Raw genomic sequence first — 26,258 nt, 5'->3', positions numbered from 1 at the left:
TGATTCTTTGGCTTTATCTTCATTTTCCTAAATTGCAACTCGATACGCTTTTTTCTCAAGCAGATAATCAGCCTATTGCTATTTTGCACCATAATGAATTAGTTCAATTAAACCAACTAGCACAAGATTCAGGTTTAAAATTGGGCATGGGTTTAGGCTCTGCCGCTTCTTTTTGTCACGATCTACAGGTACATCCTTATAAGCCAGAAATTGAAGAGAAAAAATTATTAGAGATAGCTCACTGGCTATACATAACTACCGCTGATATTTCTTTGTCTCCGCCTTGCGGGCTACTGTTAAAAGTTACCAGCATGTTGACTCTTTATGACGGCTTAAATAGCTACTGGCAAGAGATTAAAAATGTATTAGACCAACTGAATGTGGAATATTATTTTTCAACTGGTCATTCACCTTATTCGGCTCGTTTGTTGGCACAGGTCGGCTTTAATCAGGTGACTTCAGATAGGAAAATACTTGAAGCGCATTTGAAAAAGTATCCTTTACAAGCCACTGAATTAAGCAATAAGGATATTGAAAAACTCAATCGGGTCGGCGTTCGGCAACTTGGCGATCTTCTCAAATTAGACAGTTCAGAACTCGCTCGGCGGTTTGATATTCAATTGGTCAATTATATTGGTCAACTCTCGGGACGCTTTAAACATTTGGTCGAATTCTATTATCCACCAGAATCCTTTAGTCGCTACTTAGATCTGCTTTATGAAATAGAAAATATTCAATGGGTAAGCAAGCCCCTACAAACCTTATTGATTCAATTAGAACATTTCCTCAAATTAAGAAACCTGGTTGCTTATGAAATAACTTTAACGCTTCATCAACGTGATAAAGATCAAGAAGAGCAAAAAGTCATTTTTACTTCTGCACGAGGTGATTACTTAGCCAGTAAATGGCATGAGTTAAGTCAATTAACTTTAGAGTCGGTACAACTCGCGTCGCCAATCATCGCGATGACTTTAGATGCTAACCGAATCGCACAAGCTCAAACAGAAGAACACGATTTATTTGATGGAGCCACAGGAAAATTATCGGCCCTTGAACTGGTTTCTCTATTACAAGCGAAGTTAGGTAAACAATCGGTTCAGGGCATCACTCTCACTTCTGATCCAAGACCAGAACGAAGCACTCAATTGTGTCCACCTTTGCAGCCTCATAAAACGAGCAAGCACACAAAGCAAATAAGACCTAGCCTACTGCTGCCTATTCCAACTCTTTTACAAGAAAAAGTTTCTATTATTTACGGACCAGAAAGGCTGGCAACCGGTTGGTGGGATGGTAATGAAGTCATACGAGATTACTTCATTGCCAGAAGCGTAACTGGGAAAATTTTATGGATTTTTAAAACACCAACAAAGCAATGGTTTATACACGGGATATTTAGCTAAATGAAAAAAGCAAATATCAACTATGCTGAGCTATTTTGTCAAAGCAATTTCTCTTTTCTGACAGGTGCGTCTCATCCCGAAGAATTGGTCTTGCAAGCCAATTTTCTCGGTTATTCGGCTATTGCTATTACAGATGAGTGTTCCGTAGCAGGAATAGTGCGTGCTTTTCGAACCATAAGGGAGCAAGAACTTAATATTAAGTTGATCATTGGCAGCATGTTCTGGCTTAACTCTGAATGCCAAATTATCTTATTGAGCCCAACTCTCAGCGCCTATACTGAGTTATGCAGAGTGATAACCAACGCCCGAAAACGCAGCGAAAAAGGACAATATAACTTATCAGAGTGGGATATTATGTCGCTGTCTCATTGTTATATTGTCTGGTTGCCTAAAGGCAAACATAGCGATCAATATTGGGGTGACTGGCTAGCCAAACACCACCCTCAGCGGGTTTGGCTTGGCTTTCAACGCCACTTAAAAAGTACCGATCAAAGCTACCTTGAACACTGCCAGTACTTGGCTCAAACATTGGATCTTAAAATCACCGCTTGTGGTGGCGTCCTTATGCACAATGCCACTCGCTTACCCTTGCAGCATACGCTCACCGCAATCCGAGAAAAGCGTCCTATTACCAGCATTAAACAGCAGCTAATTAGTAATACTGAGCAAAGCTTACGTACTCTCGATAAATTAGCCACTATTTTTAACCCGGAATGGTTACAAGAGTCATATCGACTTGCTCAAACATGCCGCTTTAGTCTCAATGAATTGTGTTATCAGTACCCATCGGAACTTGTCCCTAAAGGACACACACCGATGAGTTACTTAAGGTTGTTAGTAGAAAAAGGAAAAAAAGTTCGCTTTCCCAATGGCGTTGATCCTGAAATACAAAACACAATAGATAAAGAATTACACTTAATTGAAGAGATGAAATACCCGTTCTATTTTTTAACTATTCATGACATTGTCATGTTCGCTAAAAGTCAGCGTATCCTCTATCAGGGCCGTGGTTCTGCAGCAAATTCAGTTGTATGTTATTGCTTAGAAATTACCTCAGTCGATCCACGGCAAATCTCGGTACTTTTTGAACGGTTCATCAGTAAAGAGCGAGATGAGCCACCTGATATCGATGTTGATTTTGAACATGAACGACGCGAAGAAGTGATTCAATATATTTATCAAAAATATGGTAGAGAACGAGCCGCTTTAGCCGCAACGGTCATTAGCTATCGCTATAAAAGTGCGGTACGAGATGTAGGCAAAGCGTTAGGTTTATCTGAAACTCAGCTCGATTTTTTTATTAAAAATACTCATCGTCGCGATCGAAGCCTTGGCTGGCAAGCTCAGCTTACTGAGCTTGGTTTAAAACCTGAGTCGTTAAAAGGTCACCAGTTTATACAGTTAGTCGATGAAATTATCGGTTTCCCTCGCCATTTATCGCAACATGTAGGTGGGTTTATCATATCTTCAGGTCCATTATACGAGCTCGTTCCAGTAGAAAATGCCTCGATGCCAGACAGAACCGTTATTCAGTGGGATAAAGATGACTTAGAGACACTAAAATTATTAAAAGTAGACGTATTAGCATTAGGGATGCTTAGTGCAATAAGGAAATGTTTTGACCTAATTGAAAAAACCGAACAACGGCAGTTATCCATTGCAGATATCAGCCGAATGCAAGATGATCCAAATGTCTACGCCATGTTACAAAGAGCTGATACGGTGGGTGTTTTTCAAATTGAATCTCGAGCGCAAATGAGTATGTTACCTCGATTAAAACCACACTGTTATTATGATCTGGTCATTCAAATTGCCATTGTACGTCCCGGGCCAATTCAAGGCGATATGGTACATCCATTTTTAAAGCGACGTGATGGTATTGAAGCGATCACCTACCCTTCAGAACAAGTAAAACAAGTCCTTGAGCGCACAATGGGTGTACCTATATTTCAGGAACAAGTGATAAAGCTGGCTATGGTAGCAGCCGGTTTTAGCGGTGGAGAAGCGGATCAATTACGACGAGCAATGGCGGCGTGGAAAAAAAACGGTGACGTATTCAAATTCAAACATAAACTGATTAATGGCATGCTAGATAGAGGTTATGATGCAAAATTCGCAGAACGTATTTTTGAACAAATTTGTGGTTTTGGCGAATATGGATTTCCTGAAAGCCATTCGGCTTCTTTTGCTATTTTAGCTTACTGTTCTGCCTGGCTAAAATATTATTATCCTGAAGTTTTTTATACCTCGATTCTAAATAGCTTACCGATGGGGTTTTATAGTCCTTCTCAACTTATACAAGATGCAAGGCGACATCACATCGAAATTTTGCCTATATGCGTTAATCAATCTCAATACGATCACACAATAGTAGAAGATAAAAAATCAAACACCAAACGTTACGCTCTGCGCCTTGGTCTACGTTTGATACGCGGTTTATCTAAAAAAGCAGCCATACAACTTGTCAATAATCGCCCTAACAACGGCTATCAAAACAGTGGACAACTAAAAAGAATGGGGATAAATAAAAAAGATATTTCTGCCTTAGCTTCTGCTAATAGCTTAAATTTCTTTTCTGATAATCTTCTAAAAACTTCTGCTAATGATCGCTTAAGCTCTTGTGCTAATGACAGATATAGCAGCCGTTGGAGCGTTATGGATTCAATACAAGATTATCCGCTATTTCAATCTCTCGTTGAGGAAACGCAACCGTTTCAGCACAAGGAAAACGCTTTTGAAACTCTGGCTGAAGATTATGCGGCAACAGGTTTGTCATTAGCTAAACATCCAATTACCTTATTAGCAGAAAAAGGGCTGCTAGGTTCTATTACTCGGCAAACCGATCTGCTCAATAAACCACATAAATCATTGGTGACCGTTGCCGGCGTAGTCACCGGTCGTCAGTCTCCAGGCACAGCAGCTGGTGTTACTTTCTTTACTCTGGAAGATGACACAGGTAACGTAAATGTGGTGGTTTGGTCTGCCACCGCTAAAGCACAAAAAAATGCTTATTTAACGGCGAATATATTAAAAGTGAAAGGAATATTAGAACACGATGGTAAGGTTACCCATGTTATTGCTGGTAAACTCATCGATTTAAGTGATTGCTTAGAGACACTTTGTAACCAGAAAATCCACAACAAATCCCGTAATTTTCATTAGCGATTAACCAATTATTTGCTGCATTCTTTCTTGTGCTACCTCAACTAACAGATCTGGCTGAAATTTAGAAATAAAGCGATCACACCCGACTTTTTCAACCATAGCTTCATTGAAGCTACCACTAAGCGAAGTGTTTAGTGTAATAAATAGATCTTTCATTGAAGGATCGTTGCGTACTTCATAAGTTAATCGATAACCATCCATTTCAGGCATTTCAGCATCGGTGATCATCATCATCAACTCCTGAGTAATATCTTTACCTTCATCTCGCCATTTTCGCAATAATGTTAATGCCTCCAAACCATCACCACATTCAATGATATTTAGCCCTAATTGCTCTAACGTCCCTTTGATTTGACCTCTAGCAGTGGATGAATCATCAACAATCAAAACATTTCTGCCCACCATTTGCGCGGCAAGATTTTGATCCAAAATTCCAGCGCTAATAGAGATATCGTAGTCAATAATCTGAGCCAATACTTTTTCAACATCGATTATTTCGACAATCTTTGTTTTACCTTCATCTTCTAACTGAGTAATCGCCGTCAAATAATTAGATTTACCCGCTGTTTTAGGCGGTGGTGCAATATTACTCCACGTAGTGTTAATAATATTATGTACCTGTCCGACCAAAAAACCCTGAATTGTGCGGTTATACTCGGTAATAATCAGATTTTGCTCCTCATCTGGATGCATAGGTTTAAAACCAATTGCGGCTCGCAGATCAATAATAGGAACAGAATCGCCACGTAACGAAGCAACCCCAATAACACTAGAATGAGCACCCGGTATTTTAGTCATCGGTGGCACTTTAAGGACTTCTTTTACCTTAAATACATTAATAGCAAATAATTGATAACGACTTAATTTAAACAACAATAATTCGAGTCGATTTTCACCAACTAAATTGGTTCTTTGATCAACACTGCTCAGTATTCCAGACATAAGACTTTTCCACTAATTTAAGATTAGATTGTCGTAAGACTTAACCTATTTAATATTGATAAGCATATCAGAAAACAATTAATCCGATAGTATATTATTATCGTGACCAGAAATTTAGCCATCCACCATTCGCATCAATAATTGACCATCGTATAATGCTTGTCTGATCAGTGCTGCACCAGGCATTGTCGCTTGCTTGTAAAAGCGACTTTCTACTATTTCTAGATTTATACGATAATCGGAGAAACTTTGACTTTTCACTACCGCTTCAATCTCAGGGTACAATATTGATTTAGCTTGGTTAATTACACCACCAATGATCACTTTCTCTGGATTAAATAAATTAATGATAATTGAAATCGCTACCCCTAAATAATGGCCTAATCTCTCCACTACTTCGACTGCTAATGGATCACCGTCTGCGGCAGCAGAACAAATAGATTCAATCGTAACGTGGTTAATATCAATAATCGATTGCTCACCAGCTTGCAATCGCATGGTCACTTGATCTCTAATTGCTTGAGAGCTCGCAACCGTTTCTAAACAGCCTCGATTACCACAATGACAAAGCAAACCATTAGGATCAATTTGAATATGTCCAAGCTCGCCAATATTGCCATGCCGACCTTGTAATAAACGCCCACTTAGAATAATACCTGCTTCCACGCCATGGTGGATGGAAATTAATGCTGAATTCTCGTTGACTTGAGAGTTACCAAATAGTTTTTCTGCAAGCGCCCATGCACGAGTATCGTTAGCTATAAATACCGGTAAGCCAGTAGACTGATATATTGCTGGGCCCAAAGGCAGATTTTCCACATTATAATGTGGCATTTTAATCACAATGCCTTGTTCGGAATTAACTAAACCAGGCAACGTAACCGCGATGCTTGTTACTCGGCTCAATTGATCGGCATAAGTTTGAAAAAACTCTTCGATTTCATGCAACAAACGAGCGAGAACATCATCTTGTTCTACTTCATGAATATCGATTTTTGTATCAATCAGTACCGAGCCACCTAGTTCATGCAAAGCAATCGTAAGGTATCCTCGCCCTAGACGCATAGAAACAAACTGCCAATCTTCATTATCCGTTTGTAATCCAACAGCTGGCCGACCACGGCTAGTCGCTTCCTGAACGATGGTTTCATGAATAATATGTGCATCAATTAACTCTCGAGTAATTTTAGTAATACTCGCTGGTGCTAATCGACTTGTTTTCGACAAATCAATACGGGATATTGGACCGAGTTCGTCGATTAATTTATACACACGTCCAGCATTGACCTGTTTAATATGATCAATATGGCCTGGTTGAGCCATGTACATTTGAAACTCCAAAATGACACAATTAAGTTAATTTTCTATTTACGCAATAGCGACCATTTACCAAGTCTTTCCATCCCTATTACGTGCAAATCACATTTAACCCAAAAATCAGACAAAAATATATTTCACCGTTCAAAATAATTGATCTGACGCATACTGTCCAATAACAATTGTCTAATAATAATCAATAACTTTGTATAAATGGTACTTGCCTTCCAAGGCTTGGAACTTACGCTTGCAAGACAAACCCATTTTATAGCTCAAGACAACACTACAAACGAGAAAGGCAAGAGGCAGAAATACCCATTAATGCTGAAAGTATTAATGCCTCATGTCAAAAGTATTAACGCTTAATGCCGAAAGTATTAACGTCTAATACCAAAAGCATTAACATTGAAAGGATTAATGACTTAATACCACTTAAGAAGGTCTTATAAGCCGCTATTTAACACACCAAATGAAAGTGACAGGCCATTAATATGAGCTTGCTGAATTTTGACGTGAACACACCACTTTGTTCTCTCTATGAAAGAACAAAGTGGTGTGTCTATTTATATATTTTGCATAGCTTAAGAGATCGAATTTAACTTAAGTATTACTGGTAATGCCCTAGTTGGGCATAAACCATTCAATAAAAATTAGTATGATAAAAATTAATGTGTGACCGCAACAAAGCTACAAAAAAGAATGATAGCATAAGAGACTGATACGATTGATAAAGCCATTTTCATATTGTATTCCATAAAATACTCTCCGTTAAAACTAAAAAAAAAACTGCCGAATAAACAAGGTTAATAGTCTCAAGAAACTTAAATCATAGCTAATAATTATTTTAAAAAATTATTCATCAACCTTATCGATAGATACTTATACATAGCGAATAAGATATAGTGATAAATAGTGATGTATAAGCAATATTATGGCGTGAATCGCACATTTTTCAGTCATACACACTTTTCTAATAATAAGAAAAATAAACTATAAAGCAGAGTTATACCAGTCATATAAACCACACTATCTTATCATTATGAACTATATAACCAATTATTTCTCATTTTAACAACGTTAAAACCAAAAAAAATAACATTTGTAACAACTCATATCTATTGCTTTACCCTATTTATCTCTGTACTCTCCTTTGTCACGCGTAGCTGATTATTTCAGATTTCGCAAACACACATCACAATATAAAGAATAATATTCTAAGATTTACCCTTGAGATTAAAATAAAAAACCAAGCATTTAAAAGTCACACTAATTTACAACTGCAATATAAGCAAATTAATAGTGAATAATACCAAAAAATATGCCAGGTATCGTTTTAAGCAAGAGTAGATGCTTCATAACTTAGAATATAGTAATAAAGGAGTGACTATGAAGCGTGAACAATGGGGATCCCGCGCAGGATTTATTCTTGCCGCTGTTGGATCGGCTATCGGCCTTGGAAACATCTGGCGTTTTCCTTATATGGCTTATGAAAACGGTGGTGGCGCCTTTTTAATTCCTTACCTTTTTGCCATGATCACTGCTGGTATTCCATTTATGATCCTAGAATTTAGTATGGGTCAAAGAAACCGCGGTTCAGCACCTATCACTTTAGGTCGTATCAATGCAAAGTTTGAATGGTTAGGTTGGTTCCAAATCGGCATTGCAGCAAGTATTGCTGTTTATTACGTTGCTGTAATTGGTTGGGCTATCTCTTACTTTAGTATGTCATTCACTCAAGAATGGGGTGCTGATACCAATGCCTTTTTCTTCAGTGAATATTTAGGGTTAGGCGATAACTCACCAACTAATCTTGGTGGTATGCAATGGGGTATTGCAGGTTCAATGCTGATTGCATGGGCAATAACTTATGCTGCCATTGCTGGTGGTGTTAAAGCGGGGATTGAGCGTGCCGCGAAAATAATGATGCCTGTACTATTCATTATGGTACTTGGCCTTATTGCCCGTATGATCTTTTTGCCAGGCGCTATCGACGGTATTAACTACTTATTCCAACCAGATTTCAGCAAAATCATGGATATGAAAGTGTGGGCGGCGGCTTATGGCCAAATCTTCTTCACTCTAAGTATTGGTTTTGCAATTATGTTGGCTTACTCTAGCTATCTACCAGAAAAATCAGACATCAATAATAACGCCTTTATGACGGTATTGATTAACTGTGGTTTCTCTATTCTAGCTGGTATCATGATTTTCTCTGTTCTTGGCTACATGGCTGCAGAACAAGGTAAACCTATAACAGAAGTCGTGAGCGCTGGTGTTGGTCTTGCGTTTGTAACATTACCTGCAGCGATTAACTTATTACCAGCTCCTTATATTCTTGGCCCGCTATTTTTCCTTGCACTTGTAGTCGCAGGGTTGAGCTCGCAGATCTCTATTATGGAAGCGGTTGTTTCATCTGTAATCGACAAGCTTAACTGGTCACGGAAAAAAGCTGCTACTATCGTCTGTGGCGTAGGTATGCTTATCTCTATGGCATTTGCAACTAATGGCGGTTTGTTATTACTCGACCTAGTCGACCACTTTGTTAATAACGTGGGTATTTTAACCAGCTGTTTGATCGAAATTGTATTAATGGCTTGGTTAGTTAAACTGGCTGATGTTCGCCAATATGTGAATAAGGTCTCTGATTTTACTATCGCTGGTTGGTTTGAATTGTGTCTACGCTTTATTACACCACTTGCGTTGGCACTTATTGTTTATACTAAATTTTCTCACTTAATTGCCGAAGGCTATGGTGGTTACGCTCAGTATGAACTAATCACTCTTGGTTGGGGATTAATTGCTCTTCTCGCTGTTATAGGCATTATCATCAACGTGGTTAGCAAACCTCAACCATCAAATAAAAAGGAAGCGTAACATGACAACTGGTGCAATTATTATGATGATTTTTGGCCTAGGCATTACTTGGGGTGGTGCGGCTATTTGCATTAAAAAGGCGATGGATAATAACAATAAATAATGTTGTTATCTAACCTATAAGCTATTTAACGGCCAGTTATTTAGCAAAAAATGTGAGTAAAAAATGGCCACTAGATGACTTTCAACTAGTGGCCATTTTTAATATCGTAACTCAATCCGTTTATCTGATAAATAACTCATGAAAATTACGTGTAGTTTTTTCCGCAACCTCGGTCAATGAGATCCCCTTTAGTTGCGCAATATACTGAGCAACTTCTACTACATAGGCAGGTTGATTTTCTTTACCTCTATGCGGTACTGGCGCTAAATAAGGTGAATCTGTTTCAATTAATAGCCTATCTAATGGTAATGCTTTAACTACCTGTTTTAATTCTAAAGCCTGCTTAAAAGTAACAATACCAGAAATAGAAATATAGAAACCTAAAGCCATTGCGTTTTCAGCAAATTCTAGGTCTTCGGTAAAACAGTGAATCACACCACCGCACTTTTCAGCATGACCTGCACGCAATATTGATAACGTATCAGCTCTTGCATCACGAGTATGAATAATCAGAGGTTTATTCAATTCAACAGCCAATTCAACATGTTGTTCAAATCGTTCGGTTTGTAGCGGCTTTGTCTCTGGTTGGTAATGATAATCTAACCCTGTTTCGCCAATAGCAACCACTTTAGGGTTATTAGCGTATTGTTTAAGCAAATCTAAACTAAACGGGCTTTCTACATCCAGTGGATGCACACCACAAGACGCATGAATATGGTCGTATGTTTTAATCATTTCTAACATAGCTGGAAACGCATCGAGAGTAACACCGACAGAAAGCAATTCTGTCACCTTTGCTTGCGCCGCTTTGGCGACTACATCTTGGACGCCGTCATGTAAATCAAGATAATTAAGCTTATCTAAATGACAATGTGAATCTACGAACATATAGCCTCTTGAAGTTCTACCAACCAGCGAATAAACAGCAATTCGGCATTTAAGCCGGAAGAACGTTCGAGCTGATCTCTAGTGGTATTAATTGATAACATCGCTTGGTAGGCGACATGGTATGGGATGAGTTTTGATAGTGTTTCACTTTGCTCACAAAATACTGGTTGTACTTGTAAAGATGGCGCTTGTGAAGAGAGCTCTTTACCGCTAAGCCCAAAATGTACTTTCTGAATATCACTCATTAACACAGCAATCCACTTTAGACTTTCGATAGGATTGGCTTGAATGGCGAGCCAAACCGCTCGATAGTCAATGCTATTGGTGGTTAAGAATGTACATAAAGCTATCTCTATTTTCTGAAACTGACTGTATTGACCTTGCTCAAAAAACTCAAGAGCTTTCAATGGTGCACCGTTACACAATCTAATTCCTACCGGATTACACGCTTTATCGGTTTGTGTTAATAACCACTGATAAGTACTTTCTAGTGCGGGTTCGGTTAGTGACCATTTTTGACAACGACTAATGATAGTCGGTAATAATTTACGATTATTATTTGAGATTAATATGAACACACAATCTTCAGCTGGTGATTCCAATGTTTTTAATAAAGCATTGGAAGCGGATTCGTTCATTGTTTCAGCAGGATGAACAATAATCACTCGCTTGCCACCTAATTGAGATGACTCTAAAGCCCATTGATTACAACGACGAATTTGATCAACGGTGATTGGCTTCCCTTCTTTCTCAGCTGTTACCCAGTGAATATCAGGATGATTACCCGATTGAGCGAGTTCGCATGAATGACAAAAACCACAAGGCTCTCGGTTTGAGTGACTGCAAATAAGAGTATGTACAAAAAGCTCAACTAACTGATTAACGCCACTTCCTTGCGGAGCGGTACATAGCATCGCCCCAGAAACTCTATCGGTTTCGCTTAACGCTTGCCATTTAGCCCATAAAGGCTGTAACCAAGGGTAAATATCGTGCATTTTCTACCTATTTAACCACTCAACAAGCGCGGTTGTAATACTCGCTTGAACTTGCTGAATATTATTACTCGCATCAATAATGATAATGCTATCATCGGCCTTGGCTAACTCTAAATAACGAGATCTTGAACGATCAAAAAAACTGATATCATTTCTTTCTATTCTATCTAGCTCACCACGACCTCTGGCTCTTTCTAATCCCAAACGTGGGTCCAAATCCAGATAAAGAGTCAGATCAGGTTTAAAATCCCCTAACGTGACTTGTTTTAGACTTTGCATCGTTGCCAAAGGTATTTGTCTACCGCCACCTTGATAGGCTTGCGAAGAGAGATCATGGCGATCACCAACAACCCATTGCCCTTTATCCAATGCCGGTTTTATTACGTTTTCAACTAATTGAACACGAGCGGCATACATCAACAGTAGTTCAGTCATATCTTGAAGAACTTCACCTTCATGCTCCTCTTTTACCAAGGCACGCATTTTTTCCGCTAACACTGTTCCGCCAGGCTCTCTGGTATTAATAATTGAGTCAACACCTTGCTGTTTCAACACTTGTTCAATTGCAGCGATAGCGGTACTTTTTCCCGCACCTTCTAACCCTTCAACAACAATAAACTTTGCTTTATTCATTATTTCTTTCTTAATTCTCTTAAGTAATTTTGTACGGCTCGATTATGCTGCTTCAAGTTTTTTGAGAAAACGTGACCACCTTTGCCACTGGCAACAAAATAAAGATAGTTGGTCTTTTCGGGATTAAGTGCAGCATGAATTGAAGCCTCACCGGCCATCGCTATCGGTGTAGGAGGTAAACCATTAATCGTGTATGTATTATATGGCGTAGGCGTTTTTAAATCCTTTTTACGGATATTGCCAGTATATTTATCGCCCATGCCATAGATAACAGTAGGGTCGGTTTGCAAACGCATACGACGATTCAACCTATTGATAAACACCGATGCAACGGTATTTCGCTCGCTTTCTAGCGCCGTCTCTTTTTCAATAATTGAAGCCAGTATCAGTGCTTCGTAAGGCGTTTTTAACGGCAAGTCTTTTTGACGATTGGCCCATTCACGCTCTAACACGCTATTTAGGTTATTGTACGCACGAGCAAGAATATCGAGATCAGACATACCCGCAGTGTAATGATAAGTTTCCGCTAAAAATAGCCCTTCTAATTTTTTGCTTTCTAAACTTAAATCTGTCCCGATATTTAATTGATCGGCGATATCAGACTCTGTGAGATCGGTGATGTTATGCGTTAAGGAATCGGCTTGCGACAGAATAGACCGCCATTCTGAAAAACGGCTGCCTTCAACAAACGTAATAGCAAACTGGTGCTCTTTGCCTGAGGATATGAAGATAAGGGCTTCACTAAAAGACATGTTGGGTTGGATCATAAACGTACCAGCTTTAACATTTTTCAGTTCAGGTCTAAAGCGAGTAATCAATTTTATATAAGGACTTGGTTCGACCCAACCTTTGGCTTCAAATTGCTGCAAAACACGACGAAAACTACTTCCAGCATCAATAGTAATGGTCTCAGGTTCAGCAAGTGTTATGACTTGATCTGCATAAAGATCAACTTGATTTTTGATATAAAAATAACCAGCTGCCGTAGCAGTGATAGCAATGAGTAGTAAAATAAACAGCTTTCTAATCACGAAATCAAACTCTCCTGAATACGTCGTGTTAACGCACCTATATCAAAGTGAAAATTATTAATGCGAGTCACCGGAGCGACACCTAGTATCGAATTTGTCATAAATACTTCTTGTGCGCTTTGCAGATGTTCGAAATAAAATTCATCCACCACAGTAGCAATATTGAGTCGTTTAGCATGGCTTAACACTGTTTTTCGAATAATTCCAGCCACACCACAGCTATTTAGGCTTGGGGTATAAAGAACACCTTGCTTGATCCAAAATAAATTAGCCATTGTCGTTTCGATCACATGGTTATTGATATCCATCACTACACCATCTTGCAACCCAGACTGCTCAAGCTCTTGTTTTAGTAGCACTTGTTCTAATCTATTATTATGCTTATGCCCTGCAAGTAATGGCATTAAGCCTAGTTTCAACTTGCACACGCCGAGTTGTATGCCTTCTTTCTGCCAATTGAAATAGTGTTGCGGATAAGAAAAATGACTTACGGTAACCGTAGGAGTATTAATTCCTTTAGGGCTATAACCTCTTCCACCAGAGCCACGGCTGATGTGCAATTTCAAGCCTGCATATGGTTCATCTAGTGCCGCTAAGTTTGCCCATTCACTAACTTGTTGCCAATCTGGCTGAGTTATTCCCAATCGTTGCAAACACGCTTGCATGCGTTCTAGGTGCAGATCCCACCTTATCAGTGTTCCTTGTTTGGTTAGAATGGTGGTAAAACAACCATCTCCATACTGAAAAGACCGATCTGAAAGTGATATCGTTGACGCTGGTTGTCCGTTAACCCAAAACATCTAACACCCTAGCTATAAAATTGAATCAAAAAAAACGGCTTAATGCTAAGCATTAAGCCGCTGTTAAACTAGTTTAATCGACTATGAGATCTTTTTAAAGATAAGTGAGCCGTTTGTTCCACCAAAGCCAAACGAGTTACATAAAGCATACTCAATATCAACTTTACGCGCCGTATGCGGAACCAGATCGAGATCGCAACCTTCATCAGGATTATCTAGATTTATGGTTGGCGGTACCATTTGATCGACTAACGCCATTGCGGTAACTATCGCTTCCACTGATCCAGCAGCACCAAGTAAATGACCGGTCATTGATTTAGTTGATGATACAAGTACTTGCTTAGCGCCAGCTTCGCCAAGTGCGCGTTTCACGCCTCTTAGCTCGGCAACATCACCTGCGGGTGTCGATGTACCATGAGCATTGATATAACCAATTTGCTCTCCTGTTACACCAGCATCACGCATGGCGGCTTCCATCGCTAATGCGCCACCTGAACCATCCGCACTTGGAGACGTCATATGGTAAGCGTCACCACTCATACCAAAGCCAACCAGTTCGCAATATATTTTTGCGCCACGGGCTTTAGCATGTTCATATTCTTCTAACACCATCATGCCAGCACCGTCACCAAGAACAAAACCATCACGGTCTTTATCCCACGGGCGTGATGCTTTAGCCGGTTCATCATTACGAGTAGATAGCGCCTTAGCAGCGGCAAATCCACCCATGCCTAACGGCGTAGAGGCTTTTTCTGCACCACCAGCAACCATCGCTTCAGCATCACCGTAAGCAATCATACGTGCAGCGTGGCCAATATTATGTAACCCAGTAGTACAAGCGGTAGAAATGGCAATATTCGGGCCGCGAAGACCACGCATGATTGACAAGTTACCTGCGATCATATTGACGATAGTGGATGGCACAAAGAAAGGACTAATTTTACGAGGCCCTCTTTCTGTCAGCATTTTATGTCCGGCTTCAATCAAGCCAAGACCGCCAATACCAGAACCAATTGCCACACCAATGCGTGGCGCGTTCTCTTCGGTAGCAATCAAGCCTGAATCATCAAGGGCCTGAATACCGGCAGCGATGCCGTACTGGATAAATAAATCCATCTTACGTGCATCTTTTTTAGTCATATACTCTTCGCAGTTAAAGTCTTTAACTAAACCTGCAAAACGAGTGGTAAATTCGGATGTATCAAAGTGTTCGATATTAACGATGCCACTTTGACCAGCTAATAGGGCTTTCCATGAAGATTCAACAGTGTTGCCTACCGGTGACAACATACCCATGCCAGTGACAACAACACGACGCTTGGACATGATACTTTTCTCCGGAATTAAATGAGTGATTGAGGAATAACGATTTGGATAAAACTCAGGCGGTCAAGGTTGACCGCCTGGGAGAGAATATTACTGAGCGCTGGTAACGTAGTCGATTGCAGCTTGAACAGTAGTGATTTTCTCGGCTTCTTCGTCTGGAATCTCAGTATCGAATTCTTCTTCTAGTGCCATTACTAGCTCAACAGTATCCAAAGAATCTGCACCTAGATCATCAACAAATGAAGCTTCATTTTTCACTTCTGCTTCATCGACACCAAGTTGTTCAATAATGATTTTCTTTACACGTTCTTCTAAGTTGCTCATTTTTTCTTTCCTTTACAGACTTCGCATTATGCGATGTTTTCCGTAGTTTATTCAAACTTTTAAAAGTTGCAAGAGTGTGATCGCTGGTCAAACCACAATTTTACTGATTTTGACCGAAAATAGATACATTTTTGACATAAATCATGCACTAAACTTAGTACAAAATTTAGATCATGTACATACCACCGTTCACATGTAATGTTTCACCAGTGATATATGCTGCATCTGGAGAAGCTAAAAATGCTACCGCTGCTGCTATTTCACGTGGATCACCTAAGCGTCCCGCAGGCACTTGAGATAATGTAGCAGCGCGCTGCTCATCATTCAGTGCTTTTGTCATGTCAGTTTCAATAAACCCAGGTGCAACTGTATTAACCGTTACACCACGTGAAGCCACTTCACGTGCCATTGACTTAGTAAAACCAATTACACCCGCTTTCGCTGCTGCATAATTAGCTTGACCTGCGTTACCCATAGTACCGACAACCGAACCGACATTAATAATACGTCCATCACGTTTTTTCATCATGCCACGCAATACAGCTTTAGACAGTCTGAAAATAGACGTTAGGTTAGTATCAATAATATCCGTCCATTCGTCATCTTTCATACGCATTAGTAGATTATCACGAGTAATACCTGCATTGTTAACTAAAATATCTAAGCTGCCAAATTCAGTTGTAATCGTTTTAATCAAATCCGGGATAGATTCTGGCTCTGTAACATTCAGAGCAAAGCCTTTACCGTTTTCACCAAGGTACTCACTAATTGCTGCTGCACCCCCTTCACTTGTTGCTGTACCAATCACTGTGGCACCACGTTCAACAAGAAGTTCCGCAATAGCGCGCCCAATACCACGGCTTGCACCTGTTACTAATGCTATTTTACCTTCTAGATTGTTCATCTTTATCTCTCTTGTTACTTCGCTGCATCTAAAGAAGCACTATCATTTACAGCTGCAGCGGTCAGCGTTTTTACAATACGCTTTGTCAAACCAGTTAAAACTTTACCTGGACCTAGCTCGTAAAGTTTCTCGATTCCATTGTCACTCATTGCCTGTACACCTTCAGTCCAACGAACTGGGCTGTAAAGCTGACGAACAAGTGCTTGTTTAATTTTCTCTGGATCCGTTTCTGCAATCACATCCACATTATTAATGACAGGAATGACAGGCGTATTAAATTCAATCTCTTGCAAAGCAATCGCTAACTTATCCGCCGCGGGTTGCATTAATGCGCAATGTGACGGAACAGAAACAGGTAATGGTAAAGCACGCTTAGCACCCGCTTCTTTACATAATGCGCCTGCTCTTTCTACTGCGGCTTTATTCCCTGCAATAACAACTTGTCCTGGAGAATTAAAGTTCACTGGTGAAACGACTTCACCTTGTGCTGCGGCTTCACAAGCTTTAGCAATAGAGTCATCATCTAAACCAATAATAGCGTACATTGCACCAACACCTGCTGGAACCGCTTGTTGCATAAGCTTGCCACGTAATTCAACTAATTGAATTGCTTGCTGAAAATCGATCACACCAGCACACACTAATGCAGAATACTCACCTAAACTGTGTCCTGCTAGATTCTCTGGCTGAGCTAAGCCTTGCTCTTGCCATACACGCCAAATCGCCACAGAAGCAGCAAGCAATGCAGGCTGAGTACGAAACGTTTCATTTAAATCTTCTGCTGGACCATTTTGCACTAATGCCCAAAGATCATAGCCTAATGTTTCAGACGCTTGAGCAAATGTCTGTTTAACAATATCAAAATTTTCACCAAGATCAGCCAACATGCCAACAGATTGCGAGCCTTGACCTGGAAATACGATAGCAAATTTGCTCATTGTTATTTTTCCTTTAAGCAATGCAGTAATAATTAAAAAGATAGGCATTCACAATGAAACGTCAAATGCCTATCAATAGAAATTGTAGTTAAAGCGAATTTAATCGCGATTAATATTAAAACTTAATCAGTGCAGAACCCCAAGTGAAACCACCACCAAACGCTTCTAACAGAATATTTTGTCCACGTTTAATTCGCCCATCTCGTACTGCTTCATCTAATGCAGTCGGTACTGTGGCTGCCGATGTGTTTCCATGACGATCTAACGTGATCACCACTTGTTCTAAAGGCATTGATAATTTTTTAGCGGTCGCTGATATAATTCGTAAATTAGCCTGATGAGGTACCAACCAATCTAATTCCGATTTATCCATATCATTGGCTTTAAGCGTCTCTTTTACTAATCGAGATAACTGCGTTACTGCAACTTTAAATACTTCGTTACCCGCCATATGCAGCCAGCTATTAATATCATCTGTATGAGCAAATTCACTGTCAGTATTATTTTCGGCACTGTTAACGTTATTTTCGACGCTATTGCTTGAACTGGTCGCAATTTTTTCACTATTGCGTCCTGGGTGCTTAAGGCTAAGTAGATCGCCAAAACGTCCATCCGCATTAATATGAGTAGACAGAATACCTGGTTGTTCGCTCGCACTTACGACTACTGCACCCGCACCATCACCAAAAAGGATAATAGTTGAACGGTCGGACGGATCACACGTTTTTGATAACGTATCCGCACCAACCACTAAAATATTTTTGCACATGCCTGATTTAACATGTTGATCGGCAACAGAAAGAGCGTAAACGAATCCAGAGCACGCCGCTGCCATATCAAACGCCGGACAATGTTTAATGCCTAAGTTAGCTTGAACTTGACATGCCGCCGATGGAAAAGCATGAGAACCACTGGTCGTAGCGACAATAATCATATCGATATCATCTTTGTCTATGCCAGCCATATCCAATGCATTTTGGGACGCGATAGTCGCCATATCAGCAACAGTTTCATCCGGTGCTGAAATACGACGTTCACGGATACCCGTTCTAGTCACTATCCATTCGTCAGTTGTGCTTACCATTTTCTCTAAATCTGCGTTAGTACGCACTTGAGACGGCAGGTAGCTGCCTGTGCCTAATATTTTACTGTACATATAGACTAATAATGCCTCTCGAGTAAAACCGCTTCTAAGCGATCACTAATACGACTTGGAACTTGTCGTTTGACTTCGTGTACTGCTTCTTCAATAGCATTAATAATAGCAGCCACATCGGCGCTTCCATGACTTTTTATCACAATGCCGCGCAATCCTAACAAACTTGCGCCATTATACTGGTCGGGGTTCAGATTTTTTATTTCTTCTATTAACCCTGAAAAGAGTTGTCTTGCTAACCAACCTTTTAATGTCGAAGCGGTCATGTGCTCTTTTAACTTACTAATAAAAAGATGAGCAACACCTTCGGTTGTTTTTAAGCATACGTTACCCACAAAACCATCACATACTACAACATCAGCGACATCATGGAGTAACTGATTACCTTCAATATAGCCGGTAAAATGAATTGATTTGGTTTTACTCAACATTTCTGCACATCTTTTAACCAAATCGTTACCTTTTATCTCTTCTTCACCAATATTTAGTATCGCAACTCTAGGTAATCTATCTAAGTGTTCTTCCGCCAACGCACTGCCCATCACCGCAAATTGAAATAATGTGTCTGCATCAACTGAAACATTCGCGCCTAAATCAAGTAACCATAGTTTATTACCTAACGCAGTAGGAAGTGCAGAAACTAATGCTGGACGTTCAATACCTGGTAATAGTTTGAGTCTGAATCGAGACAGTGCCATAAGAGCACCGGTATTTCCTCCGCTTAAACAAGCATCGGCTTTGCCATCAGCAACAGCATCAATAGCAATACGCATTGATGTTCCAGCGCTATTTCGTAATGCAAGGGAGGGTTTTTCGGAATTGGAAATAACTCGTTCACTATGCTGAATAATTAAGCGTTGCTGCATAATTAAGCGTTGCTGCATAGTTGAATCGCTATCTATTGAACGATCGAACTCGTAACCTAACGTAGCCAACTCGGCAGTGATTAAATTTTGATCACCTACCAGAATCACTTTCAGTTCAGGAAAACGCGACAATGCCTGCACGACGGCAGGCACTGTGACGCGGAGACCGAAATCTCCGCCCATTGCATCAACTGCAACGGTAATCTTCTTCAAAGGTCAACCTTACTTGTTGATAACCTTTTTGCCACGGTAAAAACCGTCAGCTGTCACGTTGTGACGTAGGTGAGTTTCACCTGAAGTTGCGTCTACAGAAAGTGAAGCTGTAGTTAGCGCATCGTGTGAACGACGCATGCCACGCATTGAACGTGATTTCTTGCTCTTTTGTACGGCCATTGACCCTACTCCTTTGTTTATACCTAAACACCAGTTTTTAGAGCTGTATTTGTCTTATATTCAATAAGATCAAGCCAAATAACAGCTTTAAAGGCCTTAGCGCTTTAAGTTTTTTAAAACATCAAATGGATTCGGCTTATCATCTTCAATTTCTTTCGGAAGTTCACCAAACACCAAATTATTTGAATTAACGCTACAATCCGCTTCATCATGCATTGCCACTTGAGGCAAACCAAGAATAAACTCGTCTTCAACTAATTGTATAAGATCGACTTCACCGTACTCGTTCAGATCTACCAAATCGTACTCTTCCGGTGCATCCACTTCACTTTTCTCACTGCGTACAGGAGTATAAGTAAACTGAACTTCACACTCATGTGCGAAAATCTCATTACAACGTTGACACTCTAAATCGACTTCCACGTTAGCTTTACCAGAGATAACGGATAGTCGTTGTTCATCTATCTCAAAGGACAATGAAACTTCTGCGTCGCGTTTTACGCCTGCGGTTGTCTCAGCTAAACGCTTAAATAAACTAGGTTGGATGATGCCATCATAATCTAGTCTTTTTTGTGCCGCTTTTGCCGGATCTACCGTGCGTGGTATTTTTACCTTTTGCATAGGGCGCGAATAATATATTTCTAATGGCTGCGAGTCAAAGAAAAAGTGAAAAAGTTATTCACTTTTCTCGTTAGGTTTCATCTAGGCGGAGAACGGTATATGTTGAGAACAACAAGCATGATGATTTATCCTTGCACCATTCTTTGCCCAAGCAGATACCAATATGAATAATCCAAGTCTTATCTTAGCGTCGACTTCATCTTACAGAAAAACTATTTTAGAAAAAATTGGCTTACCTTTCACTCAAGCGAAACCCTTATGTGATGAAAGCCCACACAGTAACGAAACGCCCAAGCAACTAGTACAAAGGCTGGCGATTGAAAAAGCGCAAAGCGTGGCCAAAAATGTCGGTTCAAATCAATCTAGTCACGCTCTGATTATCGGTTCAGACCAAGTATGTGTCATTAACGGTGGTATTGTCGGTAAACCACATACGGCAGAGAACGCGATTCAACAGCTCTCAGCCGCAAGCGGAAAATGTATAACCTTTTATACCGGTTTAGCGCTTGTTAATACCTTAACAGGCGTAACCGATGTCGAGCTAGATACCTTCAATGTCTATTTTCGTACTTTAAGTCAGCAACAAATTGAAAACTACGTATTAAAAGAATCGCCTCTCGATTGCGCTGGTAGTTTTAAAAGTGAAGGTTTAGGGATCGCCTTATTTGACCGACTTGAAGGAAAAGACCCGAACAGTTTAATCGGGCTTCCCTTAATTACACTAATTGATATGTTAGAAAAACAAGGCGTTTCAGTACTGGGAGACTAACATTGGCAAATTAAATTGAAAAACTCAAATGTTAAGAGTACTAAGCGCGCATTTTGTTTAATACCTTGTCCAATTTCGCTTCCATCGGTGCTGAAATATCCATTATCTCTTCACTACTTGGGTGAGTAAACTTTATATTAGCAGCATGCAAAAACAGTCGATTTAGGCCAAACGCCCCAGTGTACGCATCGAAACGACGGTCGCCATATCGGTCATCCCAAGCAATGGGATGACCAGTATATTCACAATGAACACGAATTTGATGAGTACGTCCAGTTATTGGACTGGCTTGGATCAGTGTTGCTTGAGCAAACCTTTCCAGTACTTTATAGCGTGTTTCCGAAGCTTTTCCCTTGGCATTTACTCGTACAATACTGTTTACTTCATTTTTCAATAACGGTGCATTTACGCTGCGACAACTTGACTTCCATTCACCCATAACAAGAGCAAAATAGTACTTTTGTACTGTTTTATCGCGAAATTGTGCTTGTAAATGGCGTAAAGCAGAGCGTTTTTTAGCAACCAGTAAAATCCCTGACGTATCTCGGTCTATTCTATGTACTAATTCCAAAAAGCGCGCTTCTGGGCGTAGCGCTCTTAGTGCTTCAATGGCGCCAAACTTCAATCCACTACCACCGTGAACGGCGGTTCCTGAAGGCTTATTGAGAATAAGCAAATGGTCGTCTTCGTAAATAATACAATCTTGCAGTTGTGAGACCTTGTTTAATTTCGTATTTGGTACATCTTTCTGCTCAACTTGCTCTACTTTTACTGGTGGTAATCGAACAATATCACCCGCTCTAAGTTTGTATTCCGCTTTAATACGTTTTTTATTCACACGAACTTCACCCTTACGAATAATTCGATAGAGCAAACTTTTCGGTACATTTTTAAATTGATTACGTAAAAAATTATCTATACGTTGTCCAGCCATGTCTTCGTCGATGTCGACTAACTGAACTTTAGTTTTTATTTCATTCATAAACGATATTCTATCATTCAATCTGCTATTTTTTCAGTCTTTCTTACTCAATATAAATTCGGCCATTAAGTAGACAATATTTGGCTAGTTTGTTGCCTTCATCAGCCCCTGTGAATAAATTGTGGGATGAATATTGGACAAAATGTTAATTAGATGGAAAATAACCATCAATATCAGGTAGATAATAACTTATTAAATTGAAATTGTTTTAATTTATTTACCTGTTTATAACAAAGCAGATTGCTGTATTTTCACTGCACTGCTATAGTCCACACCTGTAATGGGCAAATTGGATGCGTTTTGCATTATTAATTTTTCCAACAGCAATAAGCTAAATGAGTAGAAGAGCTTTATTTTTCGATGCAGCGTATGGCGTAAGACATTGAAAATAAGACTTACTTGTCGCTCTACTCATCGTTCACGATGTTGAGTATTTACCACTAAAATGTGGATCAGGCGCTAAATAATTAGTTCTTGATAACTGGAGTGTCCGAGAGCATCCCTTCCAGCCGTGAGGCTGCACTTATTCAGTCATGGGATCTGACACCATCGAGCTCGAAGCCAAGCGGCAAATGTAATTGAAAATAAGAAATATCAACGAGAATTTAAAAAATGAAAAGAATGTTAATTAACGCAACTCAAAAAGAAGAGTTGCGTGTCGCTTTGGTCGATGGACAGCGACTTTTCGATCTAGATATCGAAAGCCCTGGTCATGAATCAAAAAAAGCCAATATTTATCGAGGTAAAATCACCCGTATTGAACCAAGTTTAGAAGCCGCATTTGTTGACTACGGCGCCGAAAGACATGGTTTCCTCCCTCTAAAAGAAGTCGCTCGAGATTACTTTCCAAAAGGTTACACTTACCAAGGTCGTCCAAGCATTAAAGAAGTGCTGACAGAAGGCCAAGAAGTTATTGTACAAGTTGAGAAAGAAGAACGCGGCAGCAAAGGTGCTGCATTAACTACGTTTATCTCTCTTGCTGGTAGCTATTTAGTCCTTATGCCCAACAACCCAAGAGCCGGCGGTATATCACGTCGTATCGAAGGTGACGAACGCACCCAACTAAAAGCCGCTCTTAGCACACTAGATTTACCTCAAGGTATGGGCTTAATCGTCCGTACAGCTGGTGTTGGTAAAAGTGCAGAAGAACTTGAATGGGATTTAAATGTCCTGCTAAACCATTGGAATGCGATAACTGAAGCAGCCGTTACTACTCCTGCTCCTTTCCTTATCCACCAAGAAAGTAACGTTATTGTTCGTGCTATTCGTGATTATTTACGTCGTGACATCGGTGAAATATTGATCGATAGTGCAACCATTTACGAACGTGCTAGACAACATATTCAGCTTATTCGTCCTGATTTTCTCAATCGAGTTAAGAAGTACGATGGCGATGTACCACTATTTAGCCATTACCAAATCGAAAGCCAAATTGAATCCGCTTTCCAACGTGAAGTTAGGCTTCCTTCTGGTGGCTCGATCGTAATTGACCCTACAGAAGCGTTAACGTCGATAGACATTAACTCCGCCCGTGCAACCAAAGGTGGAGATATTGAAGAAACCGCTCTCAATACTAACCTTGAAGCCGCTGATGAGATTGCTCGTCAATTGCGTCTGCGTGACCTTGGTGGCCTAGTGGTTATCGACTTCATTGATATGACTCCAGTTCGTCATCAACGTGAAGTAGAAAATAGAGTCCGTGAAGCGGTTAGAATGGACCGTGCGCGCGTTCAAATTGGTCGAATTTCTCGCTTTGGCTTATTAGAAATGTCTCGCCAACGCTTGAGTCCTTCACTGGCAGAAGCCAGTCATCATATTTGTCCACGTTGTTCGGGCACTGGTGTGGTACGTGATAATGAATCGTTGGCACTTTCAGTACTCCGATTAATAGAAGAAGAAGCACTTAAAGATAATACTGCACAAGTGGTTGGCGTTGTTCCGGTTGCTATTGCCTCTTATCTTCTTAATGAGAAACGTCGTTCAGTAAATATTATTGAATCATCGCAAAACGTTAAAGTAATCATTGTGCCTAATTCAGACATGGAAACCCCTCATTTTGAGGTTGTTCGTGTTCGTGACGGCGAAGAGCATGATTTACTGTCTTACTTAGTGCCTAAGAAATTAGACGCAATGAAAGAAGCAGAAGCAAATGAGCCTTCTGAAGCAGAAATCAAGCCAAGAAAAATTGAAGAACCAGCACTAAAAGGTTTTGCTGCACCAGCACCACAACCTACGCCAACAGCGGTTACACCGGTTGCCGAAGTCGCTGTGGTAACAGAACAACAAAATAAACCTGGCGTTGTTTCTCGCTTCTTCAAAGCGATTGCTAATTTCTTATCCTCTCCAGAAGAAGATAAGCAGCAGGAAGCAGTAGAAGAGAAGAAAGAAGACAAATCACGTAATACTCATAACAACCGCAATAATCGCAACAATAATCGTCGTGATCGCAATGATAACCGTCGTCGCAATTCACGAGATTCAAATCGCGATCAAGCTGATAGTCGTGAGCAAAACAAAAATCGTCGTAAGCCGAATCGCAATAGCAACAATGCCCAAGACGAACAAACTGACAACAAACCGAATCAGAACAACAGGGATAATCGCAAGTCACCACAAGACAAGCGCAACAACAAACCTAACTCTAAAGTTGCTCAACAAGGGCAACAAATTGCAGCGGAAGCGCAAAATGAAGCACCTGCTGCTGAAGAGAAAAAAGTTCAGATTAAACAACGTCGTCAACGTCGTCAGTTGAAAAAACAAGTTCGAGTGAAGGATCAAGCTAAGACTGCAGAGTTGGAAGCTAACGCAGCTCAACAAACAGTTGAAAGTAAGGTTGTAGAGAACAAGGTTGTAGAAAACAAAACTGTAGAGAACAAGCCTGCCGAAACAAATAAACCCGTTGAAGCGAGCAAGACTCATGAAGCAAATGCTGTTTCTACCACCAGCAATACTTCCGAACCAAACCCAGTAACGGAAACTGCAAATAAAGAAGAGCCAAAACGTCGTAGCCGTCGTACACCTCGTCATTTAAGAGCCAGTGGACAACGTCGTCGTCGCGGTCGTGACCGTAGACCTAATCCGTTCCGTTTGCGCAAAGGTGGTGTTGCCTCTCCAGAGATGGCAATGGGTAAAGTCATGCCAAAATATGATTTAGCCAAACCAAAGCGTAAAGAAAGAACTCGCATTACGCCAGAAACTGAAAAATCAGCATTAAATGGTGGGTTCGCGTTCCCTGAAATGGCAATGGGTAAAGTTATCGTTGGACGTAACTTTGCACAAAATACAGCCGTGACAGAGCCAGTAACAACGCCAACGAATCCAGTTGAAGCGGTACCAGTTGAACCTATTCAAACTCAACCTGAAGCCGCCATTACAGATGTAGCAGTGGCAGAAGTAGCAGTGACAGAAACTACAGTCACAGAACCTGTTGTTGCTAAAGATGTTGTTACGGAAGATGTTGTGGCAGAAACACCAGCGACAGACTCAGCGCCAGAAATAGCGGAACCTGAAACAAAAGCAGAACAAAAAGTTGACGCTCCAGTAGCTCAACCACAGCAAGTGCAACAAAGCACCGATACTGCTAATGTTGAAACGGTAGCACAGCCTGCTGCTACTGCAGTTGAGCCAGTAACAAAAGTGGCCACTAGTAAGCTAAAAGGTCACGCAACTTCTGCAATGACTAAAGCACCAGGACCTCAAGAGATCAAAGAAATTGAAGTCAAGGCTGCGCCTCTAAGAGAGCAACGCTATCAACCTAAAGGAGCAGGAAGCCAAGCGGCAACCAACCAAGCTTCTTCTGGTATGTCTAAAACCACCAATTAGTAAGCTAAT

Annotated in this window: 23 protein-coding genes; 6 read left to right on the top strand and 17 right to left on the bottom strand. The window is 40.4% G+C overall.

The window, feature by feature from the left end; translation table 11 throughout:
* Positions 1–2: 2 nt before the first annotated feature.
* Both ACLKML_RS16510 and ACLKML_RS16505 read left to right on the top strand, forming a co-directional pair.
* A complete protein-coding gene (locus ACLKML_RS16510; protein ID WP_413285913.1) occupies positions 3–1,400 on the top strand; it encodes a Y-family DNA polymerase in 1,398 nt (465 codons plus the stop codon).
* Positions 1,401–4,562, top strand: coding sequence for an error-prone DNA polymerase (locus tag ACLKML_RS16505; protein ID WP_413284111.1), 3,162 nt, complete (start codon positions 1,401–1,403; stop codon positions 4,560–4,562). It begins immediately after the preceding gene.
* A 3-nt stretch (positions 4,563–4,565) separates the two neighbouring features.
* Here the strand turns inward: ACLKML_RS16505 and ACLKML_RS16500 are convergent, their stop codons facing one another.
* The 3 genes from ACLKML_RS16500 to ACLKML_RS16490 form a co-directional block, all read right to left on the bottom strand.
* The gene (locus tag ACLKML_RS16500) at positions 4,566–5,507 is read right to left on the bottom strand and encodes a chemotaxis protein CheV (protein ID WP_413284110.1); all 942 of its coding nucleotides are present in this window, start codon (positions 5,505–5,507) and stop codon (positions 4,566–4,568) included.
* A 114-nt stretch (positions 5,508–5,621) separates the two neighbouring features.
* Entirely contained in the window at positions 5,622–6,836 is a 1,215-nt protein-coding gene (locus ACLKML_RS16495; protein ID WP_413284109.1) for an ROK family protein, read from the bottom strand.
* 653 nt (positions 6,837–7,489) lie between these two features.
* Complete coding sequence (locus tag ACLKML_RS16490) at positions 7,490–7,567, bottom strand: hypothetical protein (RefSeq protein ID WP_413285912.1); 78 nt, start codon at positions 7,565–7,567, stop codon at positions 7,490–7,492.
* A 643-nt stretch (positions 7,568–8,210) separates the two neighbouring features.
* Between ACLKML_RS16490 and ACLKML_RS16485 the strand changes: the two genes are divergently transcribed.
* Both ACLKML_RS16485 and ACLKML_RS16480 read left to right on the top strand, forming a co-directional pair.
* Positions 8,211–9,698 carry a sodium-dependent transporter gene (locus ACLKML_RS16485; protein ID WP_413284108.1) on the top strand — a complete coding sequence of 496 codons (1,488 nt, stop codon included), beginning with the start codon at positions 8,211–8,213 and terminating at the stop codon, positions 9,696–9,698.
* A 1-nt stretch (position 9,699) separates the two neighbouring features.
* A complete protein-coding gene (locus ACLKML_RS16480; protein WP_413284107.1) occupies positions 9,700–9,801 on the top strand; it encodes a MetS family NSS transporter small subunit in 102 nt (33 codons plus the stop codon).
* A 120-nt stretch (positions 9,802–9,921) separates the two neighbouring features.
* Here ACLKML_RS16480 and ACLKML_RS16475 read toward each other — a convergent pair whose 3' ends face one another.
* From ACLKML_RS16475 to yceD, 13 genes are all read right to left on the bottom strand, one after another.
* Complete coding sequence (locus ACLKML_RS16475; protein ID WP_413284106.1) at positions 9,922–10,689, bottom strand: TatD family hydrolase; 768 nt, start codon at positions 10,687–10,689, stop codon at positions 9,922–9,924.
* Positions 10,680–11,684, bottom strand: a complete 1,005-nt coding sequence (holB, locus tag ACLKML_RS16470) for a DNA polymerase III subunit delta' (protein WP_413284105.1) — start codon at positions 11,682–11,684, stop codon at positions 10,680–10,682. The genes ACLKML_RS16475 and holB overlap by 10 nt, the downstream gene beginning before the upstream one ends.
* A gap of 3 nt (positions 11,685–11,687) precedes the next feature.
* Complete coding sequence (tmk, locus tag ACLKML_RS16465) at positions 11,688–12,317, bottom strand: dTMP kinase (RefSeq protein WP_413284104.1); 630 nt, start codon at positions 12,315–12,317, stop codon at positions 11,688–11,690.
* Positions 12,317–13,348, bottom strand: a complete 1,032-nt coding sequence (mltG, locus tag ACLKML_RS16460; protein ID WP_413284103.1) for an endolytic transglycosylase MltG — start codon at positions 13,346–13,348, stop codon at positions 12,317–12,319. Before mltG ends, tmk begins: the two co-directional genes overlap by 1 nt.
* Positions 13,345–14,148: an aminodeoxychorismate lyase gene (gene pabC, locus ACLKML_RS16455; RefSeq protein WP_413284102.1), complete on the bottom strand. Its 804-nt coding sequence runs from the start codon at positions 14,146–14,148 to the stop codon at positions 13,345–13,347. The genes mltG and pabC overlap by 4 nt, the downstream gene beginning before the upstream one ends.
* A gap of 81 nt (positions 14,149–14,229) precedes the next feature.
* The gene (gene fabF / locus ACLKML_RS16450) at positions 14,230–15,474 is read right to left on the bottom strand and encodes a beta-ketoacyl-ACP synthase II (RefSeq protein WP_317716305.1); all 1,245 of its coding nucleotides are present in this window, start codon (positions 15,472–15,474) and stop codon (positions 14,230–14,232) included.
* 90 nt (positions 15,475–15,564) lie between these two features.
* On the bottom strand, positions 15,565–15,798 hold the full coding sequence (acpP, locus tag ACLKML_RS16445) for an acyl carrier protein (RefSeq protein WP_017051317.1): 234 nt from the start codon (positions 15,796–15,798) through the stop codon (positions 15,565–15,567).
* Positions 15,799–15,964: 166 nt separating this feature from the next.
* Complete coding sequence (gene fabG, locus ACLKML_RS16440) at positions 15,965–16,702, bottom strand: 3-oxoacyl-ACP reductase FabG (RefSeq protein WP_317716306.1); 738 nt, start codon at positions 16,700–16,702, stop codon at positions 15,965–15,967.
* A 14-nt stretch (positions 16,703–16,716) separates the two neighbouring features.
* Positions 16,717–17,640, bottom strand: a complete 924-nt coding sequence (gene fabD / locus ACLKML_RS16435) for an ACP S-malonyltransferase (RefSeq protein ID WP_413284101.1) — start codon at positions 17,638–17,640, stop codon at positions 16,717–16,719.
* 115 nt (positions 17,641–17,755) lie between these two features.
* Positions 17,756–18,796 carry a beta-ketoacyl-ACP synthase III gene (locus ACLKML_RS16430; RefSeq protein WP_413284100.1) on the bottom strand — a complete coding sequence of 347 codons (1,041 nt, stop codon included), beginning with the start codon at positions 18,794–18,796 and terminating at the stop codon, positions 17,756–17,758.
* 5 nt (positions 18,797–18,801) lie between these two features.
* Positions 18,802–19,875 (bottom strand): phosphate acyltransferase PlsX, encoded by a 1,074-nt coding sequence (gene plsX, locus ACLKML_RS16425; RefSeq protein WP_413284099.1) that lies wholly within the window; start codon positions 19,873–19,875, stop codon positions 18,802–18,804.
* 9 nt (positions 19,876–19,884) lie between these two features.
* Positions 19,885–20,055, bottom strand: a complete 171-nt coding sequence (rpmF, locus tag ACLKML_RS16420) for a 50S ribosomal protein L32 (RefSeq protein ID WP_153447365.1) — start codon at positions 20,053–20,055, stop codon at positions 19,885–19,887.
* Positions 20,056–20,151: 96 nt separating this feature from the next.
* Positions 20,152–20,676, bottom strand: a complete 525-nt coding sequence (yceD, locus tag ACLKML_RS16415) for a 23S rRNA accumulation protein YceD (protein WP_413284098.1) — start codon at positions 20,674–20,676, stop codon at positions 20,152–20,154.
* Positions 20,677–20,839: 163 nt separating this feature from the next.
* Between yceD and ACLKML_RS16410 the strand changes: the two genes are divergently transcribed.
* Positions 20,840–21,445, top strand: coding sequence for a Maf family protein (locus ACLKML_RS16410; RefSeq protein WP_413284097.1), 606 nt, complete (start codon positions 20,840–20,842; stop codon positions 21,443–21,445).
* A 40-nt stretch (positions 21,446–21,485) separates the two neighbouring features.
* Here ACLKML_RS16410 and rluC read toward each other — a convergent pair whose 3' ends face one another.
* A complete protein-coding gene (gene rluC / locus ACLKML_RS16405) occupies positions 21,486–22,427 on the bottom strand; it encodes a 23S rRNA pseudouridine(955/2504/2580) synthase RluC (protein WP_413284096.1) in 942 nt (313 codons plus the stop codon).
* Positions 22,428–23,039: 612 nt separating this feature from the next.
* On the opposite strand from rluC, the gene rne reads away from it, so the two are divergent.
* Positions 23,040–26,249 (top strand): ribonuclease E, encoded by a 3,210-nt coding sequence (rne, locus tag ACLKML_RS16400; RefSeq protein ID WP_413284095.1) that lies wholly within the window; start codon positions 23,040–23,042, stop codon positions 26,247–26,249.
* Positions 26,250–26,258: the final 9 nt, after the last annotated feature.

The organism is Vibrio sp. MA40-2 (assembly GCF_047302445.1).
In the GTDB taxonomy this organism is placed as follows: domain Bacteria; phylum Pseudomonadota; class Gammaproteobacteria; order Enterobacterales; family Vibrionaceae; genus Vibrio.
This window is presented reverse-complemented; position numbering and strand designations above follow the sequence as displayed.

What these genes read in the sequence shown, in the direction of transcription:
- ACLKML_RS16505 (WP_413284111.1), top strand. Translation starts at nt 1,401, where the DNA reads ATGAAAAAAGCAAATATCAACTATGCTGAGCTATTTTGTCAAAGCAAT.
- ACLKML_RS16500 (WP_413284110.1), bottom strand. Translation starts at nt 5,507, where the DNA reads ATGTCTGGAATACTGAGCAGTGTTGATCAAAGAACCAATTTAGTTGGT.
- ACLKML_RS16495 (WP_413284109.1), bottom strand. Translation starts at nt 6,836, where the DNA reads ATGTACATGGCTCAACCAGGCCATATTGATCATATTAAACAGGTCAAT.
- ACLKML_RS16490 (WP_413285912.1), bottom strand. Translation starts at nt 7,567, where the DNA reads ATGAAAATGGCTTTATCAATCGTATCAGTCTCTTATGCTATCATTCTT.
- ACLKML_RS16485 (WP_413284108.1), top strand. Translation starts at nt 8,211, where the DNA reads ATGAAGCGTGAACAATGGGGATCCCGCGCAGGATTTATTCTTGCCGCT.
- ACLKML_RS16480 (WP_413284107.1), top strand. Translation starts at nt 9,700, where the DNA reads ATGACAACTGGTGCAATTATTATGATGATTTTTGGCCTAGGCATTACT.
- ACLKML_RS16475 (WP_413284106.1), bottom strand. Translation starts at nt 10,689, where the DNA reads ATGTTCGTAGATTCACATTGTCATTTAGATAAGCTTAATTATCTTGAT.
- holB (WP_413284105.1), bottom strand. Translation starts at nt 11,684, where the DNA reads ATGCACGATATTTACCCTTGGTTACAGCCTTTATGGGCTAAATGGCAA.
- tmk (WP_413284104.1), bottom strand. Translation starts at nt 12,317, where the DNA reads ATGAATAAAGCAAAGTTTATTGTTGTTGAAGGGTTAGAAGGTGCGGGA.
- pabC (WP_413284102.1), bottom strand. Translation starts at nt 14,148, where the DNA reads ATGTTTTGGGTTAACGGACAACCAGCGTCAACGATATCACTTTCAGAT.
- fabF (WP_317716305.1), bottom strand. Translation starts at nt 15,474, where the DNA reads ATGTCCAAGCGTCGTGTTGTTGTCACTGGCATGGGTATGTTGTCACCG.
- acpP (WP_017051317.1), bottom strand. Translation starts at nt 15,798, where the DNA reads ATGAGCAACTTAGAAGAACGTGTAAAGAAAATCATTATTGAACAACTT.
- fabG (WP_317716306.1), bottom strand. Translation starts at nt 16,702, where the DNA reads ATGAACAATCTAGAAGGTAAAATAGCATTAGTAACAGGTGCAAGCCGT.
- fabD (WP_413284101.1), bottom strand. Translation starts at nt 17,640, where the DNA reads ATGAGCAAATTTGCTATCGTATTTCCAGGTCAAGGCTCGCAATCTGTT.
- ACLKML_RS16430 (WP_413284100.1), bottom strand. Translation starts at nt 18,796, where the DNA reads ATGTACAGTAAAATATTAGGCACAGGCAGCTACCTGCCGTCTCAAGTG.
- rpmF (WP_153447365.1), bottom strand. Translation starts at nt 20,055, where the DNA reads ATGGCCGTACAAAAGAGCAAGAAATCACGTTCAATGCGTGGCATGCGT.
- yceD (WP_413284098.1), bottom strand. Translation starts at nt 20,676, where the DNA reads ATGCAAAAGGTAAAAATACCACGCACGGTAGATCCGGCAAAAGCGGCA.
- ACLKML_RS16410 (WP_413284097.1), top strand. Translation starts at nt 20,840, where the DNA reads ATGAATAATCCAAGTCTTATCTTAGCGTCGACTTCATCTTACAGAAAA.
- rluC (WP_413284096.1), bottom strand. Translation starts at nt 22,427, where the DNA reads ATGAATGAAATAAAAACTAAAGTTCAGTTAGTCGACATCGACGAAGAC.
- rne (WP_413284095.1), top strand. Translation starts at nt 23,040, where the DNA reads ATGAAAAGAATGTTAATTAACGCAACTCAAAAAGAAGAGTTGCGTGTC.